Source organism: Pseudobythopirellula maris, assembly GCF_007859945.1.
In the GTDB taxonomy this organism is placed as follows: domain Bacteria; phylum Planctomycetota; class Planctomycetia; order Pirellulales; family Lacipirellulaceae; genus Pseudobythopirellula; species Pseudobythopirellula maris.
Genome location: NZ_SJPQ01000003.1, coordinates 260,181 through 278,609, shown reverse-complemented (window position 1 = coordinate 278,609; position 18,429 = coordinate 260,181). Strand labels below are relative to the sequence as shown.

The window sequence follows — 18,429 nt, the reverse complement described above, 5'->3', positions numbered from 1 at the left end:
AGCCGACGCAACAGCGATCCGCTTAGTACCCCAACGCCTTGTCAGATATGTCTTTACGGCACCAGGCGCCTTGCCAGCGGATGCACTTGACGCCCTTGTAGGCGCCCAGCTTCGCGGCCGAGATCGTGTCGCCCAGGGCCGTGACGCCCAGCACCCGCCCGCCGGTGTTCACGACCGAGCCGTCGATCAGCTTCGTGCCGGCGTGGAACACTTTCACGTCGGGCAATTTGGCGGCTTCTTCGAGTCCGCGGATCACGTGGCCCTTCTCGTAGTCGCCCGGGTAGCCCTCGCTCGCCATCACCACACAAACGGCCGGGCGGGGGTCCCACTCCAGGCCGCCCAACTCGTCGAGCCGGCCGTCGACGGTCGCCTCGAGCAGGTCGACGATGTCCGACTTCAGCCGCATCAGCAGCGGCTGGCACTCGGGGTCGCCCAGCCGGACGTTGTACTCCAGCACCTTGGGGCCCTGCTTGGTGATCATCAGCCCGGCGTAGAGCACGCCACGGAACGGCCGGCGGGCGCGCTTCATGTGGTGCACCGTGGGGACGAGCACCTGCTCCTCGACGCGCTCCAAGAGAGCGGCGTCGACCAGCGGCGTGGGGCAGTAGGCGCCCATGCCGCCGGTGTTGGGGCCGGTGTCGCCGTCGTGGGCCGGCTTGTGGTCTTGGGCCGGCGGCAGGGTGATGATCGATCGCCCGTCGGTGATCGCCAGCACGCTCGCCTCGTGCCCGTTGAGCCGCTCCTCGATGATGAGCCGGTCGCCGGCCGAGCCGAACTCCTTGGCTCCCGCGATTCGTTCGACCGCGTCGAGCGCCTGCCGGCGGGTGTCGCAGACGATCACCCCTTTGCCGGCGGCCAGGCCGTCGGCTTTGACCACAACCGGCTCGTCCTCACGCTCCTCGAGGTACGTCACGGCGTCCTCTTGGTGGCGGAACGTCTTGTAGTCGCCCGACGGCACATCGGCGTGGCGCAGCAGGTCTTTGCAGAAGACCTTGCTCCCTTCGAGCTCGGCGGCCGCCTTGGACGGCCCGAACGCCCGCAGGCCCTCGGCCTGGAGGGCGTCGACCAATCCGGCCGTGAGCGGCGCCTCGGGACCAACGACGGTGAGACCGACGTCGTTCGCCTTGGCGTAGGCCACAAGGCCGGCGGTGTCGCTGTCTTTCAGATCGACGTTCTCGATCGGCAGGCCCGTTTCGGTCGCCGTGCCGGCGTTGCCGGGGGCCACGAACACCGTGTCGACCCGCTTGCTCTGGGCGATCTTCCACGCCAGGGCGTGTTCGCGTCCGCCGCCGCCAACTACCAATACCTTCATCGTCGCCGCTGCTTAGGGGGTCGTATTTCTGAGGGGAATCCGAGCCCGGCATCGTAGGCTTTGGGGGCCCCCGCGTGAAGAAGCGCGGCTTCGCCGGCAGACCTGGCTTAACCCGGCGCACCGGGGGGAGTACCGTAGAAATAGCCGCCCCCTAAGCAACAAGCCGGATACCGAGATGCGATTTTATCCCGCCGTCACCGCCGCCCTGCTGGTGCTCGCTGCGGCTGCCCACGCCCAGGAAACCGCCGGCTGGGGGGCTCTGTCGGGCCGGATCGTCGTGGTGGGCGAGGCGCCGGCGCCCGTGGCGATCACCCCCAAGAACGACCGCTGCTGCATCGACGCCAAACCGGTGGACGAGCGGGTGCTGGTCGGGAGCGAGGGGGGCCTGCTGAATGCGCTTGTTTATCTGCGACCGGTGCGGGGCGCCGAGCCGCCCGTCCACCCCGACTTGGCCGCTTTGCCGGCTGCGCCGGTCGAGGTCGACAACGCCGGTTGCTCGTTCCGGCCGCGGGTGTCGCTCGTCAGGGCCGGGCAATCGCTGCTGCTGAAGAACACCGACCCGACGACACACAACGTGAACGCCCCGTTCCGCCGCAACGGGGCTTTCAACCTGGTGGTCGCCGCCGGGGCCACCCGCACGTTGCAGCTCGACGAAGGGGAGGGCACGCCGACGCCGCTGGCCTGCAACATCCACCCGTTCATGCGAGGCTACGTGCTGGTGCGCGACGACCCCTACATGACCCTCACCGCCGAGGATGGCGCTTTCCGCATCGACCATCTGCCGGCGGGCGAGTGGCGATTCCAGTTCTGGCACGAGACCGGCTACTTGGCGGGCGCCACCTTTACCGAGGGCCCTACGACCGACCGCCTCGGCCGGGCGACGATCCGCATCACAGCTGGCGGCGAGACACGGCTCGGCGAGCTGCGGGTCGATGGAGCGTCGCTCGAGTAGACGCGTCAAATCGCCGCAGGGGGCCGGCCCTGGGGGGGCGTTTCGCCTACGATGTACCAGCCGCCCGCCTGCCGTCGCCGCTTACCCCTGCGCCACGACCCTTTGTCGCCTCAGTTCCGATTGACCGTCATTCAGCGTGATCGTCGGTGGGTGTGCGCGTTCGGCCTGCTGCTCGTATTCTCTTTACTCGCAGGTTGCCAACCCCGCGAGGCTGAGTTTCGTAGCGACCCCGTGCTCGGCGTTTTGCACGGACTGACAGCGGGCCAACAGAGGCAAATCGCCTCCGCCTTAGAGCGCGCCTTCGGCGCCCCCGACGAGCCGCGGCTGCCGCCGGCCGCCGAGGGATTGCTCGACCTGGAGCTGCTGCGTCAGGCGGCAGGGCCGGTGGTGAGCCACGAGGCGGGCGTCACGCTGGGGCTCTACCGCCGCCACTGCGCCGATTGCCACGGCCTCAGCGGCGACGGCGCCGGGCCGACCTCGCTTTACCAAGACCCTTACCCACGCGACCTCCGCCGCGGGGTGTTCAAGTGGAAATCGACCTACCGCAACCGGCCGCCGACCACCGGCGACTTGCTCGGCGTCTTGCAACGCGGCGTGCCGGGCACGGCGATGCCGTCGTTCGAGCTCGTGGCCGAAACGGAACGCGCGACGCTCGTCGAGTACGTGAAGTACCTGGCGATCCGCGGCCAGCTGGAACGCGAACTCGCGTGGTTCGTCGCCGAGGAACTGGGCCCCGGCGAAGCGATCGATGACGGTCTGGTCGAGCAACTGCTCTCGCCGATCGTCGAGGCGTGGCGCGAGGCGCCGCAGCGCGTGCTCGTGGCCGAGGAGCCATCCGATTGGATGAACGCCGAGCATCTTGCCGCGGGGCACGATCTGTTCCACGGCGAGCGCGCCGGTTGCGCAAAGTGCCACGGCGCCGAGGGCGAGGGGCTCGTGGCGAGCGGCGCGGTGTCGCTCGACGACTACGACGTCTGGAGCCGCGAGCGCCGCGAAGCGGCCCTCAAGGCCGAGACCGACGACGAGCGGGCGGCGCTCGCCACGGCGTTGCCCCCCGTGACCGCGGCGCCGGGGCCGATCACGCCCGGCTCGCTGCGCGGCGGCGAAGAGCCGATCGACCTGTACCGCCGCGTCCACCAGGGCGTCGCCGGCGCGCCGATGCCCGCCGTGGGGCCGACCGAAGGCGAGGCGAGCGGCGCGTTGAGCGACAACGAGATCTGGGAGCTGGCGGCCTATGTCGCCTCGCTCGCAGAAGTTGGGAGCCCACCGGTCAGCGCAGATAAGAACGAATAAGGGTTTGAATTCCTGAGTATTCGCGATTCATCCGCGCGTATTCGTGGGCCGCTTTTTATGGGTAACAAAAACTCAACGCCGAGCTTCTCCCCCTGGCCGCCCCGGGTCGCTTGGCTGCTCTGCTGCGCGACGTTCCCGCTGCTGTGGGTCGGCGGTCTCGTGACCACCACTGACGCCGGCATGGCGGTGCCGGATTGGCCGAGCACCTACGGCTACAACCTGTTCCTCTACCCTTGGAACGCCTGGCTCTACGGCCCGTGGGACCTGTTCATCGAGCATGGCCATCGTCTGCTCGCCTCGGGCGTGGGGATGGTGACGATCCTGCTCGCCGTGCTGCTCTACCGTTGCGACGACCGGCGCTGGATGCGACGGCTCGGCGTGGCGGCGGTCTTGCTGGTGATCGCCCAAGGGGTGCTCGGCGGGCTGCGGGTCACCGAGAACGCCCGCTTCTTGGCGATGATCCACGGCTGCACCGGGCCGCTGTTCTTCGCGCTTACCGTGTTCCTGGCGGTCTGCTCCACGCCGCGCTGGCGGAGGAACTCCTCGCCGGGCGCCGAGATCACCGCCGAGCACCACGCCGCCGGCCGGCTGGCGCGGCTGGCGATCGCCCTGCCGGCGGTCGTGTACTTCCAGCTGACGCTGGGAGCCGCCGTGCGGCACGTGTCGGCCAGCTCGACGTTCGCGTCGTTCGCCATGCACATCAAGCTGCACCTGCTGGGCGCCGCGACCGTCGCGATGGCGGTCGTGTGGTTCTACTTGCGGTCGCGGGGCGAGCCCGACCGGCCGGCGGCGGTGAAGCTCGTCGCCCGGCGGATGGTGATCCTGCTGCTGTTCCAGGTTTACCTGGGCGCCGCAACTTGGCAGACGAAGTACGGATTGCCCCGCTGGGCCAAGACGATCGCGCCCGCTACCATGGAGGCCCACCGGGTGGGCGGCTGGTGGGCGACGCACCGGGTCACTTTCCACGGCGCCGGCGGCTCCCTGCTGCTGGGGCTATCGACGGCCAACGCCGCCGTCTGCTGGGGCCGCCGCCGGGCATTGCTCGCCAGCGGCGCCGCCGAGTCGTCACGCGGCCAGCCCGCCCCGGCGACCCAATCCGAAACGATCCCCATTCCCTCCCCGTCCCACCCGCCAGAGGCCTCCCCATGAGCACCGCCACCCTCGCCGCCGAGCGGTCGGGCCTACGCGAGCGCCTTGCCGATTACGTCGAGCTGACCAAGCCGCGGATCGTCGTGCTTGAGCTCGTGGCGATCGTCGCCACGCTGCACATGGCTTCGGGCTACGGCGCCGCCGGCGGCCCCTGGGGCCTGGGCATGCTGTTTGGCGTGTCGCTCGGCGTGGGGCTCGTCGCCGCCAGCGCGAACGCGATCAACATGTGGCTCGAGCGCGAGCTCGACGGCCTGATGGTGCGCACGGCCGACCGCCCGCTGCCGGCCGGCCGGCTCTCGCCCGCCGAGGTGCTCACCTTCGGCCTCACCAGCTGTGCGCTTGGCGCGGTGCTGATGACGATCGCTGCCGGTTGGCCGACTGCGATCCTCGCCTTGGCGAGCTGGTTTGTTTACGTCGCTTGCTACACGCCGCTGAAGACCCGCTCGTGGACCAACACCGCCGTGGGCGCCGTGAGCGGCGCGCTGCCGATCTTGGTCGGCTGGTGTGCGGGCGGGGGGGCGTGGAACGGCGTCGCGCTCGCGCTGTTCGGCGTGATGTACATCTGGCAGTTCCCCCACTTCATGGCGATCGCCTGGCTCTGCCGCGAAGACTACACCGCGGCCGGCTACCACATGTCGCCCGTTCTCGATCCCAGCGGCAAGTGGGCCGGAGCACAGGCCGTGGTCGGCTCGGCGTTGCTGCTGCCGGTGAGCCTGTTGCCGCTGATCTCGTCGCGCACGATCGACGGGGTCGTGTACTTCGTCTTCGCGTTGCTGGCGTGGGCCCTGCTGCAGAACGCCTCCTCGGCGTTCCTGGCCGACCGCAACGACCGCACCGCCCGGCGGCTGCTGCGGGTGAGCCTGCTGTACGTGCCGTTGTGGCTCTTCGGTTTGTGGCTGGCCGGGGTTTGATCTTGAGCACCACCGCCACGCCCAGCGATCTCGCCTTACGCGTCGATAACGTGCGCCACCGCTACGGCGATCGCGAGGCGCTCTGCGGGCTATCGCTCGACGTGGCGGCGGGCGAGCTGTTCGCGCTGCTGGGGCCCAACGGCAGCGGCAAGACGACGCTCTTCCGCGTGCTCTCGACCTTGGCGCCGCTGCAGGCGGGCGCGGTGTCGGTGTTCGGCCACGACCTAGCGACCGAGGCGGCCGCCGTCCGTTCGCTCTTGGGCGTCGTGTTCCAGTCGCCCGCGCTCGACAAAAAACTCACGGTCGAAGAGAACCTCCGCTGCCACGGCCGGCTCTACGGCGTTTCGGGCGCGGAGCTCAAGAAACGGATCGGCGAGGCGCTCGAGCGGTTCCGCATGACCGACCGCCGCCGTGACTTGGTCGAGACCCTCTCGGGCGGCCTCAGGCGCCGGGCCGAGCTGGCCCAAGGCGTGCTGCACCGGCCGCGGCTGCTGCTCCTGGACGAGCCGTCGACCGGGCTCGACCCGGCGGCCCGCGGCGACCTGTGGCGGTACCTCGACGAGGCCCGCCAGGAGCAGGGCGTCACGGTGGTCGCCACCACGCACCTTCTGGAAGAAGCCGAGCGGGCCGACCGCATCGCGATCGTCCATCGCGGCGAGCTGGCCGCCCTCGGCGCGCCGGCCGAGCTGCAAGCCACCGTGGGGGGCGACGCGATCACGATCCGCACGGCCGACCCCGAGGCCGCCGCCCAACTGCTGCGTGACTCGCTGTCGGTCGACGCCAAGGTCGTGGGCGGCGCCGTGCGGCTTGAGCACCCCGAGGCCGCGGCGCTCACGCCTAAGTTGTTCCAAACGCTCGGCGACAAGATCGACGAGCTGACGATCGGCCGCCCGACGCTCGAGAGCGTTTTTATCGCTCGCACGGGCCACAAGTTCTTTAGCTCCGAGGAGCAGGCCGAATCATGACGAACACCGTTCCCGCATTGCCGGTCGTTGTCGCGCTCGCCGAGCGCGAGCTCGTTCGCTTCTTCCGTCAACGCAACCGGGTGATCGGCGGGCTCGTGCAGCCGGTGCTGTTTTGGCTCTTGTTCAGCGAGGGCTTCCGCCAACGCGACCTGGGCTACGCCCACTTTTTCCCCGGCACGCTGGCGATGATCCTGTTGTTCACCGCCATCTTTGCGACGATCTCCATTATCGAAGACCGCAACGAGGGCTTCCTGCAGGGGGTGCTGGTCGCGCCCACGCCGCGCTGGGCGATGGTGCTCGGCAAGCTGCTGGGTGGCTCGGCGATCGCCATGATCCAAGCGCTCCTGTTCCTCGCCCTCGGCTGGGCCAGAGTGCCAGAGATCACGCCGACCGTACCCTACGCTTTGCTGGCGGTGGTGATGATGACGCTCGTGTCGATCGCGCTCACCGGGCTCGGCTTTTTGATCGCCTGGCGGATGGACAGCACCCAGGGGTTCCACGCCATCATGAGCGTGTTCCTGCTGCCGATGTGGCTGCTCTCCGGAGCGCTGTTCCCCCAAGGCGCCGACGGCCTCTTGGGCTGGGTGGTCGCCGTGAACCCGCTCACCTACGGTGTGACGGGCCTGAGGCGGTACCTCGAGATTGGCGACGCCGTGACGAGCCCCTCGGCCGCGGTCGAAGGCCTGCCGCCGCTGTGGCTCTGTTGGCTGGTGACCGGCGTGTTCGCCGCGGTGATGCTGGCCGCCTGCACCTGGATCGCCGGCACCCGCACCCGCTCGGATTACAAATAAAGTGAAATAAGAACCACGAAGGAACCAAGGAACGACGCGACGTGAGAGATGTCTGATTTGTGTCACTCGTCGTTCCTTGGTTCCTTTGTGGCTCCCCCCTTGGGACTGAAGAATGTTCTTGAGCCTGCTCGCCGCCGCCCACCCGATTGTCCACCTCAACGCCGCTCTGAATGCGACGGCCACGGTGCTGCTCTGCCTGGGCCTGTGGCTCATCAAGCGGGGCAAGGAGGACGCCCACCGGCGGGCGATGCTCTCGGCGTTCGCCGTCTCCGCGGTGTTCCTGGTCTGCTACCTGTACTACCACTTCCTGGTGGGCAGCGTCCGTTTCACGCACGAGGGGCCGGTCCGCTACGTTTACCTGACCATCTTGCTCACCCACGTCGTGCTGGCGATGGCCGTGCCGTTCCTCACCATCGCGTCGATCTACCTCGGCTACCGCGCCCAGGGCTGCTGCGGGCCCGCCGACGCCGAGACGGTGGCCCGTTTTCGACAAAAGCACCGCGCGGTGGTCCGCTGGGCGTTCCCCATCTGGCTCTACGTGTCCGTGACCGGCGTGGTTGTTTACGCGATGCTTTACCACCTGTGGCCGAGCGCGGAAATCTGACTGACTGGCGATCGGCGAGCGGCGAGCCGACGCATCTTGCCCACCCTCGCACCGCGGGGACGCTTTTGTCTAACTCGGCCGGGGCCGGTACAATCGCCCCGTGCGACCGACTCCCCACCAGTCTGATTGGCGATCCCTGCGCGACGGTTGGACGGTGTCCACGCCGCGAAGATTGCTCGTGTTGGTTGGTCTCACAGCCGCTTGGGGGGCTATTCATCTCCTCCCGCACGCAGCCAGCGCCCAGCAGTTGGACGCAGCGGGCGAAGCCGAGCCGGCCCCCGCGATCGCTTTCGAACCCGAACGCGTCTCCAGCCGGGCGGAGCGCCGGTTGCGGCAGGTCGGCGCGCTCATGGCCGAGGGCGTTTGGGACGAGGCAATCGACTTGCTCGAGACCCTGCCGGCCGACGAGCCGGGCAAGCTGGTCGAGATCAAGACCTCGACCGGCGCCCCCAGCGGGTTGTTCGAGCCGGTCGCCGCCCACTGCCAGCGATTGCTCGCCGCGTTGCCCGCCGAAGGGCTCGCCCTCTACCGCCAGCGGGTCGACGCCACGGCGCGCGATTGGCTCGAAGAGGGCCTTGCGCGGCGCGACGAGGCGTTGCTGCGACGGGTGGCCGACGAGCTCCGCGCCAGCAGCCACGCCGGCCGCGCGCTGCTGGCTTTGGGCGAGGTCGCCCTGGAGCGCGGCGACGTGGCGGCCGCCCGCCGCGCGTGGCGCTCGTGCGATCGCCGCCTCAGCGGCCCGTTCGGCAGGCCGCTCGACGTGGCCCTGGCGGGGATCGACCTCGACGAGCACGGGCCGCTGGTTGACCAAACCCTCGCCGAACCGAGCCTCGTACCGGGTCTCGTCGTTTGCCCTGAGGGCGCAACGCCGATCGGCGACCTGCTGGCCCGCATGGCCGTCGCCTCGCTCCGTGCTGGAAAGATCGACGCCGCAAGGCTCGAGGCCGACCTGCTCGAGCGTTGGGCGCCTGATGCGGCGGGCCGTTTGGCCGGACGCGACGGCCTTTATGTCGACGCCCTCCGCGAGATGATCTCGGCGGTGGGAGAGCGACCCTCTGCAGACGAGCCGATCGCACCCCTCGCCGGTTGGCAATGGGACAAGCCGATCGATGTGGCGTCCGATGAGCCGCAAGCCTTGGACAAGATCAACCCACAACTCGCAGCACGATTGCGGGCCCGGCGCCAGTTGGGTCTCCTTGCGAACCTGATGGATGAAGTCGAAGGACCACGAGTCGCTCCGCAGACGATGGACTCGCTGCTGCTTTACAGCCACGAGGGCGAACTGCGGGCCGCCGACCTAGCGACCGGCGCCCCCGCTTCGACGCAGGACGGTTTGCTCTACCAAGACGGACTCGACCTCAACGACCCTGCCGCCAGGCGTCCCGCGGCCGTGCGTGTGCTCAACGGACAGATCCGCCTCATGCCGGGCGGCCGTGTGGTCGTTGGCCCCCAGCGTTTCTTGAGCGGCCGAACGAACGCCGCCGGCGCGGCGCCGGATGACAAGCCGATCACCGCGTCGCACGGCGTGTGGTACGCGACCGTTCGCTCGAAGCGAGCCGCCACTTCGCCCGGCGGGCGGGCTCTGCGTGAGAAGATTTTGGGCCTCGATCTGCGGAGCGAGGCCAAGCCGGTGTTCGATCTCGAACCCCCCGACGAGTCGAGCACCTTCGTCGGCTCGCCGGCGTGCGACGCCCAGCGCGTGTACGCCGTATTGGCCGAAGACGAGCTCCGACCGCGGCTCTCGGTGCTCTGCGCGTTGCGCGCGACCGGCCGCGTGCTGTGGCGCACGCCGATCGGCGGCGGGCAGCCGATCGCCAGCCAATCGGCCGCCGACACAGTGCGCCCCGGCCTGACGCTCGCGGGCGACTCGCTCTACGTGGCGACGAACCTCGGCGCGGTGGTCGCGATCGACCGCACGAGCGGCCGCGTGCGATGGCTCTCTCTTTACGACCGCTTGCCGGCCGGCGACGCCCAGACTTCCAGTGAAGCCTCGAGCCGCGCGGCTTGTGTTGTCGACGCCGACCGGCTGTTCGTCTTGCCGAGTGACTCGCCCTCGCTCTTGGCGTTCGACGCCCCCAGCGGCGCGCGGCTCTGGTCGGCGCCGCAGGACGATCCCGAGGGCGAACTGTTGGGCGTCGATCGGGGAGTGCTGGTCACGTCCGGCCGCCGCGTCCGGGGCCACGACGCGCTCACCGGCGCCCGCCGCTACGCCTGGCCCGAGAGCGACCACGCCGGCCTGCGCGGCATGGGCCGCGGCTGCCTGGCCGGCGGCGAAGTCTTCTGGCCGACCCGCGACGCCCTCTACACGCTCGACGCCCGCACGGGCGGCCTCGCCCGGCAGCCGGTCGATCTCACGCCGCTGGGAGGCGAAGGGGCGAATGTTTCCGCCGCCTCGCTCGGCGGCGAGAGGGTGCTGGTGGTCGCCGGGAAGGACGGAATCAACGTTTTGGGCCCCCACCCGGCGCCGCGGAAGGAACCCGAAGCGGGGCTGGCGCGTTTAAGTGTGAGCGATCAGCTCTCAGCGGTCAGCTCTCAGCTATTTCCGGCTGCGCCCTACCGCTCCTATTCTTACCGCTGAATGCTGACCGCTGACAGCTTTCCCCACTCTCGCCTCTCGCCTTCCACCTCTCACCTCCTCACCGCCCGCATGACCCTCCCCGATTCCGACATCGAAGCGATCCAGCAACTCGGCGACGCCAGCCGCCGGCTCCGCGCGGAGCTTGGCAAGGTGATCGTCGGCCAAGACGCCGTAGTCGAGCAACTCTTGGTCGCCCTGTTCGCACGCGGGCACTGCGTGCTGGTCGGCGTGCCGGGGCTCGCCAAGACACTGCTAATCCACTCGCTCGCCGACGCGCTGTCGCTCGACTTCAGCCGGGTGCAGTTCACCCCCGACCTGATGCCGGCCGACATCACCGGCACCGAGGTGATCCAAGAGGACAAGGCGACAGGCCATCGCGAGTTCCGCTTCCTGCCGGGGCCGGTGTTCGCCAACATCGTGCTGGCCGATGAGATCAACCGCACCCCGCCCAAAACGCAGGCCGCACTGCTCGAAGCGATGCAGGAGAAGCAGGTCACCGTCGGCGGCGAGCGCCACAAGCTGCCCAGCCCGTTCTTCGTTCTCGCGACGCAGAACCCGATCGAGCAGGAAGGGACCTACCCGCTCCCCGAGGCGCAGCTCGACCGGTTCATGTTCATGGTCAAGGTCGACTACCCGACCGAGAGCGAAGAGCTGGCGATCGTCAAAGCGACGACCTCCGGCGCCCAGCACGCCATCGAATCGACCCTCACGGCCGAAGACATCTTGTCGATGAGCGAGCTCGTGCGCCGCGTGCCGTGCGCCGACCACCTGGCGAGCTGGGCAATCAAGCTCGTGCGTCAGACCCGCGTCGGCGCCGCCGCGGCGCCCGAAGTGGTCGAGCGCTACCTGAGCTGGGGCGCCGGCCCGCGGGCCAGCCAGTTCCTGGTGCTCGCGGCCAAGAGCCGCGCGGCGCTCGCCGGCCGCCACTGCGTGGAGCTCGACGACCTGAAGGCCCTGGCCGCCCCGGTCCTGCGGCACCGCATCGTGACGAACTTCAACGCCGAGGCCGACGGCGTGTCGGCGGACGACGTGATCCAAACCCTCGTCGACGCCACCGCCGCCGAAGCGGCGGCTTGATTGGTTTTAACCACAGAGGCACAGAGTGCACGGAGGTAGCAATGGGTTGTTTGGGCGTTCACTTTGCAGTTGAGGGCGAAGTTATGGAACGGCTACTTGCTGCGACGAACGATGTGGATCGGTCAGCAATTATTGAAGAGATTGAAGAGGGGGGAGAGTACGACGAATGGTCATACGACACCGATAAAGCATGGGATGGGCTGCATCGTTGCCTCACCGATGGCAATCTCCATTGGGACGGTGGCGACTACCCTCTCAAACTGACGATCTTAGGTGGTGAGAGGCTATTCGAAGGTGAAGACTACATCATCTGCCTTACAAAACCAGACGAGGTGAAGGATGTCTCTATGGCACTCAGGGATCTGGATCAAGAGGAACTGAAAAGACGCTATCAGATGATTCCCGCGGCCGAGTATGACGTGGAGCTTGGAGAGGATGACTTTGGATACCTTTGGGAGAATTTCGAAGGACTCCGCGGTTTTTATCAGCGAGCTTCTCAGGCTGGACGGGCCGTTGTCTTTACAGCTGATCAGTAATCCTCCGTGCCCTCTGTGCCTCTGTGGTTAATCAATCCCAACGCCTGCTCGACCCCGCCGCCTTGGCGAAGCTCAAGGGCCTCCGCCTGCGCGCCGAGCGGATCGTCGAGGGCTACGTCTCCGGCCTGCACCGCAGCCCGTACCAGGGGTTCAGCAACGAGTTCGCCGAGCACCGCGAGTACGTCCCCGGCGACGACCTGCGTTACGTCGACTGGCGGGCCTACGGCAAGTCGGACAAGGTTTACGTCAAGCAGTACGAGGAGGAAACCAACCTCATCGGCTACCTCGTGCTCGACATCTCGGAGAGCATGCAATACCGCAGCGAGGCGTCCGATGGCTCGGGCAAGGGGGGCGGCGCGCCGCTCTCGAAGCTCGAATACGCCCAGACCGCCGCGGCGGCTTTGGCTTACTTGATCCTGCACCAGCAAGACGCGGTCGGCCTCGCCACGTTCGACGACCAAGTCCGCCGGCTCATCCGGCCGAGCAGCGCGCCGTCGCAGCTCAATTCGCTGCTGGCCGTGATGGAGGAGACCTCGGCGGTCGAGAAAACCTCGGCCGGGCCGATCTTCCACGAACTGGCCGAGCGGCTCACGCGGCGTGGCGTGGTCGTGGTGCTGAGCGACCTGTTCGACGACCCGGAGAGCCTGCTCGCCGGACTCAAGCATTTCCGCCACCGCCGGCACGACGTGATCGTGATGCACGTGATCGACCCGGCGGAGCTCGACTTCCCGTTCATGCACCCCACCAAGTTCAAAGGCCTGGAGCAATTGGGCGAGCTCTTGGTCGAGCCGGCCCGGCTGCGCGAGGCGTACCAGGCGGAGTTTGGCGCGTTTCTCGATCAGGTGGCCAGCGGCTGCCGCGCCCAGGGCGCCGACTACGTGCGGCTCAGGACCGACCAACCGATGGACGCAGCGCTGACGGCGTTCCTCGCCCGCCGCCAGCAGCGCGTGCGGTGAGTGGATTCACCACAGAGAGCACAGAGGACACAGAGAAAGAATTAGATTGGCGCCGCAACGGAACACCAACGAGATCAGTGGGGATGTCGTCGACGCTGCGATGCAGGTGCATCGTGAACTCGGGCCAGGGCTGCTCGAATCCGCCTACGAGTCTTGCTTGGCATTCGAGTTGTTGGATCGTGGTATCAAGGCGCAGCGCCAAGTTGAGTTGCCTGTGCGATACCGTGGGCACTTGGTGGAGGCAGGTTATCGGATCGACCTCTTGGTCGAAGACCGGATCATTGTTGAACTGAAATCGGTGGACCACATCGCTGCCATCCATCAAGCCCAGCTGCTCTCCTATCTCAAGCTGGCGAAAAAACCAATAGGCCTCCTTATCAATTTCAATGTCAAACTCTTGAAGGACGGAATTGTGCGGCTAGCCAACTAGCATCGAAGCGCTGTCTCCGTGATCTCTGTGCTCTCTGTGGTGAATCAAATCGTCTTAGCCTTCGGTTTCGCCAACCTCGCCATCCTCGGCTGGGTCGCGGCCGCCGCTGCGCCGATCGTGATCCACCTCTGGATGCGGCAGACGCACCGCGAGACGCCGTGGGCGGCGATCCGGTTCCTCAAGGCTGCGCTCGAGCGCCACGCCAAGCGGCTGCGGTTGCAGCAGTGGATCTTGCTCGCCATCCGCACGCTGATCTTGCTGCTCATCACGCTGGCCGCCGCCAAGCCGTTCCTCGACGCCGGGCTGGGCGACGTCGGTGTGCGGACGCACCGCGTGCTGGTGCTCGACGCCTCGGCGTCGATGCGCCTGGCCGAGGGAGGCCCCGACGGGCCAAGCCGGCTCGTCGTCGCCAAGCGGCTGGCGACCGAACTCGTCAGCGGCAGCCGCGGGGGCGATCTGCACTCGGTGATCGTCGCCGGCGGGGCCTCGCAATCGCCGCTCGCCCAGCCGGCGGGCGACCGGTCGCGCGTTGTCGAGGCGATATCTCGCATCGAGCCGACCGACGGCGTCGCCGACTTGGCCGAGACGCTCCGCCTCGCCGAGCGGCTCGTCGAGCGGGCCGACGCCGTTGGCAGCCGCGTCGAACGGACCGAGGTGATTGTTTACACCGATCTGGCCGCCAACACGTGGGGGGCGCTCGAAGGGGCGGCGGCAGCAGAAGGCGCCCCCGCGTCGTACGCAGCGACGATCGCTGTCGCTTCCGGCGGCTTGCGATCGGTCGTTGATTCTCTCGCCGAGTTGGCCACGGTGTCGGTCGTCGACGTCGGCCTCACGGGAGCCCCCAACCGGGCCGTCTCGCGGGTCGAGATCGCCGATCCGTTGCCCACCTCGAGCCGCCCGGTGCGGATCACGGCCGAGGTGAGCCGCTTCGGCGCGGCTGCCGCGCAAAACGACGAACCGGTCGTCGCCGAACTGGTGGTCGACGGCTTGCCGGTCGACGAGCAGCGGCTGCAGCTGGCGCCCGATCAGCCGACCGTGGTCGAGTTCTCTCACACGTTCAAGACGCCGGGCGAGCGGGTGGTGGAGGTGCGGCTCGGCGCCGACGCCCTGACGATCGACAACTCGCGACGCCTCGTCGTCGGCGTGCGGCCCCACGTGCGGGTGCTGCTCGTGGCCGGCCGAAGGGACGCCGCCCGCTACGTGGCCGACGCCCTCAACCCGACCGGCTCGCGCGACGCGGCTCTCCGGCCGCTGGTCGTCTCCGACGCCGAGCTCGCGACTCTGGACTTTGCCGAGTACGACGCGGTCTTCTTCTGCAACGTCGCGAGGCTCACCCAAGACGAGACAACGCGACTAGAACGCTACGTCCGAGGCGGCGGCGGGGTGATTTTCTTCTTGGGCGACCGGGTCGACGCCGAGCGTTACAACCGCACGTTCGGCTCCACGTTCGAGGCGGCCGTGTGGCGTCCAGGGCGGGACAACCCCTTCCGGTTGCTCGGCAGCGACCGCCGATCGGAGCAACCCTCTTTCAGCGTTGCGGCCGATCACCCATCTAGCCCACTGCTGCCCGCCGCGCTCGGCGAACCGGTCAGCCGGGCGTCGTACCGCGTCGACCCGCTCGAGTACGGCCACCCGATCGTCGCGCCGTTCCGCGGCCGCGAGGCGGCGGGGCTGCTCACCACGCCGGTGAGCCGCTACTTCCCGCTCGCCATCGAGCCGCACGCCGCGGACAAACGGGCGGACCATGGGACGGCGCGTGTCGCGCTCACGCTCGAGAACGGCGACCCTTTGCTGGTGACCGTCGACCACGGCGCCGGGCGTTGCGCTTGGTTCACCACCGACGGGTCGCTCGCGTCGGTCGACCCGGCCGGCGGCGAGCCGTGGACGGCGCTGCCCGCCTGGCCGAGCTTCCTGCCGCTCGTTCACGAGACGCTGCGTTACGTGGCGTCGGGCGTGGCGGCGTCGGGCGGCGTGCTGGTGGGCGAGCCGATCACCGTCGCCGCCGCAGCGGGCGCCAGGCGGCTCGAGGTCGACCGGCCCGACCAACGGGGCGAGACGATCGACGTGCCGGCCGACTCCGAGGAATGGACCTACGCCGGCGCCGACCGGGCGGGCGTTTACCGCTTCACCGCCGAAGGGGGCGCCGCGCCGCTGCGAACAGTCGCCGTGAACGTCGACCCGCGTGAGAGCGACCCCCGCCGGGCGTCGGCCGAGCGCTTCCCGCGGTCGGTCACCGTGCGCCGGGGGGGCGACACCGTGGCGGGTGACCAGGCCTCGACTCTCGGCCGTTGGGCCGTGCACCGCTGGATGCTGCACATCGCGCTCGCGCTGGTGCTCCTCGAGACGCTGCTCGCGCAGCGTTTTGGGAGGGCCCGGGCGTGACGAATCTTCTTACAACGCCGCTGCTCGCCCAGGCCGCTGAGACGGCCGCCACTTGGCGTTTCGAGACCACTTGGTCTTGGGCGCCTTGGCTGACGGTGCTGTTCATCGCCGGCGCCGCGGCGCTGGTGTTTTATTGCTACCGCCGCGAACGGACCCCCGCCGGCCGTTCGATGCGCACGCTGCTCGGCCTGCTGCGTGTGACGACCGTGCTCCTGATCATGGCGATGCTCAGCGAGGCGCTATTGTCGGGCGCCCGCACCGGGAGGCCTCGCTTCGCGGTCGTGCTCGACCGCTCGCAGAGCATGGCCACCGCCGACCCGTACGCCGAAGGCGAGCTGCCCGAGGCCTTCCGCCCCGCGGCGGGCGCCGCGTCGCCCACCCGCGACGCGTTGGCCCGCGAGCTGCTCACCCGCGACAACGCGGCGCTGCTCGCCGCGATCGCCGAAGATTACGAGATCGATTTGGCGTTCGTTGGCGAGGGGGGAACGGGCGAAGCGTTGGCGGATGAATCGGACTTGACCGGCGGAGCGTCGGGCATGGCCGACCGGTTGGCCAGCCTCGGCGAGCCGCGCGCCGCGACGACGCGCCTCGGCGAGACCCTCGCCGCGGTCGTGTCGGCCGCCGATCGGGCCACGCCGCAGGGCGTGCTGGTGCTGACCGATGGGCAGAACACCGCCGGCCGTTCGCTCGCCGACGCCGCCGAGGCGGCCCGCCGGGCGGGGGCGCCGCTCTACTTTGTCGGCTTGGGCCGCGACGAGGCGCCCCCCGAGGCGCGGCTCGCCGAGCTGCTGGCCGACGACGCGGCGTTCGTCGACGACCTGGTGAGCTTCCGGGCGACGCTCCACACCCGCGGCTTGGAGGGCGAGCGCGTGCGTGTGTCGCTCCGCCGCGAGGGTGATGAGCGTGTGCTCGCCGACGAGACCCTCGCCATCGGCGCCGGCGAAGCCGCCAAGCCGGTGCGGCTGCTGCACCGCCCGACCGAGGCGGGGGTCCAACGCTACACGCTCCGAGCCGAGCTGCTCGCCGGCGGCGACGACAAGAAGCTGGCGGCCGCCGACGCCGCCGATCTCGAACTCTCGCACACGCTTCGCGTGCGCGACGACGCGATCAACGTGCTGCTGGCCGCCGGCTACCCCAATTACGAGTATCGCTACCTCAAGCACCTGCTCGAGCGCGACGAGACGATCAAGCTGCGCACTTTCTTGCAGGAGGCCGATTATGGGTACGTCGAGTCGGACCTCACGGCGCTCGGCCGGTTCCCGCTCCGCCGCGACGAGATCGACTCGTACGACGTGATCCTGCTGGTGGACCTCGATCCCACGCTGCTGCCGCGATCGATCTGGGCCGAGGTCGCCCGTTTCGTCAGCGCCGAAGGGGGAGGGCTGGCGATGGTCGCCGGGCCGCGGCACCTGCCGTGGGAGTTCGGCCGTTCGGCCGACTTCGCCGCGCTCGCGCCGGTGTCGATCACCGAGCTTGCGCACGACGGCGCCGTGACCGACCCCGGCTTCGTCGTTCGGCCGACGGAACTCGGCGAGCTGTCGGCCTCGATGCAGCTCGACGATTCTCCGCAGCAGTCATCACGCGTTTGGAGAAATTTGGCGCCGATGTACTGGTACGCCGAGGTCGGCGCGCCGAAGCCCGCCGCCCGCGTGCTGGCCGTGCACCCCCGGGCTAAGCTCGCCACGGGCGAGGCGGCGCCGATGATCGTCTCGCAGTTCTACGGCGCCGGGCGGGTGCTGATGCACGCGTTCGACAGCTCCTGGAGCTGGCGGTACCGGGTGGGCGACGCCTACTTCGCCCGCTACTGGGTGCAGGCGATCCGCGAGCTGGCCCGCGGCAAACTCACGGCCGGCGGCGAGGGGGTCGAGCTCGCCTCGACCCGCAAGCTGTACGAGGCGGGCGAGCCGGTGCGGCTCCGTTTGCGCTACCGCGACGAGCGTCTCGCCCCGGGCGAGGGCGCCGAGCCGCGGCTGTTGATCGAGTCGACCGGCCAGGCGCAGCGGCGCGTGGCGATGCGCTCGAGCCCCGACAGCCAGGGCCGCTACGACGCCACACTCTCCGGCCTGCCGGTGGGCCGCTACCGGGCGCTGCTGGCCGACGCCCCCACGGGCGCGCCGGGGGCCGAGGAGACGGGGCCGGTGATCGCCGAGTTCGAGATCGCCGCCCCGCCGGGCGAGCTGGCCCACGTGGAGCGCGACAGCGCCGCGATGACCGCCGCCGCCGAGCGCTCGCACGGCGCCTACTTCACGCTCGCCGACGCCGACCAGATCGCCGACGCCCTGCCGCGCGGCCGGCGTGTGCCGATCGAGTCGCTGCCGCCCGTCGAGCTGTGGAACCGCTGGCCGCTGCTGCTTGCGATCTGCGGCTGCCTGGTGACCGAGTGGGTGCTGCGAAAACGCTTTGCGATGCTTTGACCACGGATTGCACGGATGGGCACCGATGACGATGGCCACGAAAAGGCACAAGAACGCACGAAGACTAAAAGGACCATGG

At 69.1% G+C, this 18,429-nt stretch carries 15 protein-coding genes; 14 read left to right on the top strand and 1 reads right to left on the bottom strand.

Going from position 1 to position 18,429, the window contains the following annotated elements; translation table 11 throughout:
* Positions 1-22: 22 nt before the first annotated feature.
* On the bottom strand, positions 23-1,312 hold the full coding sequence (gene purD, locus Mal64_RS13950) for a phosphoribosylamine--glycine ligase (RefSeq protein WP_146401288.1): 1,290 nt from the start codon (positions 1,310-1,312) through the stop codon (positions 23-25).
* 175 nt (positions 1,313-1,487) lie between these two features.
* Between purD and Mal64_RS13945 the strand changes: the two genes are divergently transcribed.
* From Mal64_RS13945 to Mal64_RS13880, 14 genes are all read left to right on the top strand, one after another.
* Entirely contained in the window at positions 1,488-2,264 is a 777-nt protein-coding gene (locus tag Mal64_RS13945) for a hypothetical protein (RefSeq protein WP_146401286.1), read from the top strand.
* A 243-nt stretch (positions 2,265-2,507) separates the two neighbouring features.
* Positions 2,508-3,557, top strand: a complete 1,050-nt coding sequence (locus Mal64_RS13940; protein WP_197525766.1) for a cytochrome c — start codon at positions 2,508-2,510, stop codon at positions 3,555-3,557.
* 57 nt (positions 3,558-3,614) lie between these two features.
* Positions 3,615-4,706 (top strand): COX15/CtaA family protein, encoded by a 1,092-nt coding sequence (locus Mal64_RS13935; RefSeq protein WP_146401282.1) that lies wholly within the window; start codon positions 3,615-3,617, stop codon positions 4,704-4,706.
* Complete coding sequence (gene cyoE / locus Mal64_RS13930) at positions 4,703-5,617, top strand: heme o synthase (protein WP_146401280.1); 915 nt, start codon at positions 4,703-4,705, stop codon at positions 5,615-5,617. Before Mal64_RS13935 ends, cyoE begins: the two co-directional genes overlap by 4 nt.
* A gap of 2 nt (positions 5,618-5,619) precedes the next feature.
* A complete protein-coding gene (locus tag Mal64_RS13925; protein WP_146401278.1) occupies positions 5,620-6,582 on the top strand; it encodes an ABC transporter ATP-binding protein in 963 nt (320 codons plus the stop codon).
* Positions 6,579-7,373: an ABC transporter permease gene (locus Mal64_RS13920; RefSeq protein ID WP_146401276.1), complete on the top strand. Its 795-nt coding sequence runs from the start codon at positions 6,579-6,581 to the stop codon at positions 7,371-7,373. The genes Mal64_RS13925 and Mal64_RS13920 overlap by 4 nt, the downstream gene beginning before the upstream one ends.
* A gap of 112 nt (positions 7,374-7,485) precedes the next feature.
* Positions 7,486-7,977 (top strand): DUF420 domain-containing protein, encoded by a 492-nt coding sequence (locus Mal64_RS13915; RefSeq protein ID WP_146401274.1) that lies wholly within the window; start codon positions 7,486-7,488, stop codon positions 7,975-7,977.
* A 247-nt stretch (positions 7,978-8,224) separates the two neighbouring features.
* On the top strand, positions 8,225-10,555 hold the full coding sequence (locus Mal64_RS13910) for an outer membrane protein assembly factor BamB family protein (RefSeq protein WP_146401272.1): 2,331 nt from the start codon (positions 8,225-8,227) through the stop codon (positions 10,553-10,555).
* Positions 10,556-10,624: 69 nt separating this feature from the next.
* A complete protein-coding gene (locus Mal64_RS13905; RefSeq protein WP_146401270.1) occupies positions 10,625-11,632 on the top strand; it encodes an AAA family ATPase in 1,008 nt (335 codons plus the stop codon).
* Between the two features lie 41 nt (positions 11,633-11,673).
* Complete coding sequence (locus tag Mal64_RS13900; RefSeq protein ID WP_146401268.1) at positions 11,674-12,168, top strand: YfbM family protein; 495 nt, start codon at positions 11,674-11,676, stop codon at positions 12,166-12,168.
* Positions 12,169-12,191: 23 nt separating this feature from the next.
* Positions 12,192-13,124 carry a DUF58 domain-containing protein gene (locus Mal64_RS13895; protein WP_146401266.1) on the top strand — a complete coding sequence of 311 codons (933 nt, stop codon included), beginning with the start codon at positions 12,192-12,194 and terminating at the stop codon, positions 13,122-13,124.
* 46 nt (positions 13,125-13,170) lie between these two features.
* On the top strand, positions 13,171-13,554 hold the full coding sequence (locus Mal64_RS13890) for a GxxExxY protein (protein ID WP_231993754.1): 384 nt from the start codon (positions 13,171-13,173) through the stop codon (positions 13,552-13,554).
* Positions 13,555-13,593: 39 nt separating this feature from the next.
* Entirely contained in the window at positions 13,594-15,936 is a 2,343-nt protein-coding gene (locus tag Mal64_RS13885) for a BatA domain-containing protein (RefSeq protein ID WP_197525765.1), read from the top strand.
* The gene (locus tag Mal64_RS13880; protein WP_146401262.1) at positions 15,933-18,350 is read left to right on the top strand and encodes a hypothetical protein; all 2,418 of its coding nucleotides are present in this window, start codon (positions 15,933-15,935) and stop codon (positions 18,348-18,350) included. The genes Mal64_RS13885 and Mal64_RS13880 overlap by 4 nt, the downstream gene beginning before the upstream one ends.
* Positions 18,351-18,429: the final 79 nt, after the last annotated feature.

What these genes read in the sequence shown, in the direction of transcription:
- Mal64_RS13945 (WP_146401286.1), top strand. Translation starts at nt 1,488, where the DNA reads ATGCGATTTTATCCCGCCGTCACCGCCGCCCTGCTGGTGCTCGCTGCG.
- Mal64_RS13915 (WP_146401274.1), top strand. Translation starts at nt 7,486, where the DNA reads ATGTTCTTGAGCCTGCTCGCCGCCGCCCACCCGATTGTCCACCTCAAC.
- cyoE (WP_146401280.1), top strand. Translation starts at nt 4,703, where the DNA reads ATGAGCACCGCCACCCTCGCCGCCGAGCGGTCGGGCCTACGCGAGCGC.
- Mal64_RS13900 (WP_146401268.1), top strand. Translation starts at nt 11,674, where the DNA reads ATGGGTTGTTTGGGCGTTCACTTTGCAGTTGAGGGCGAAGTTATGGAA.
- purD (WP_146401288.1), bottom strand. Translation starts at nt 1,312, where the DNA reads ATGAAGGTATTGGTAGTTGGCGGCGGCGGACGCGAACACGCCCTGGCG.
- Mal64_RS13905 (WP_146401270.1), top strand. Translation starts at nt 10,625, where the DNA reads ATGACCCTCCCCGATTCCGACATCGAAGCGATCCAGCAACTCGGCGAC.
- Mal64_RS13920 (WP_146401276.1), top strand. Translation starts at nt 6,579, where the DNA reads ATGACGAACACCGTTCCCGCATTGCCGGTCGTTGTCGCGCTCGCCGAG.
- Mal64_RS13935 (WP_146401282.1), top strand. Translation starts at nt 3,615, where the DNA reads ATGGGTAACAAAAACTCAACGCCGAGCTTCTCCCCCTGGCCGCCCCGG.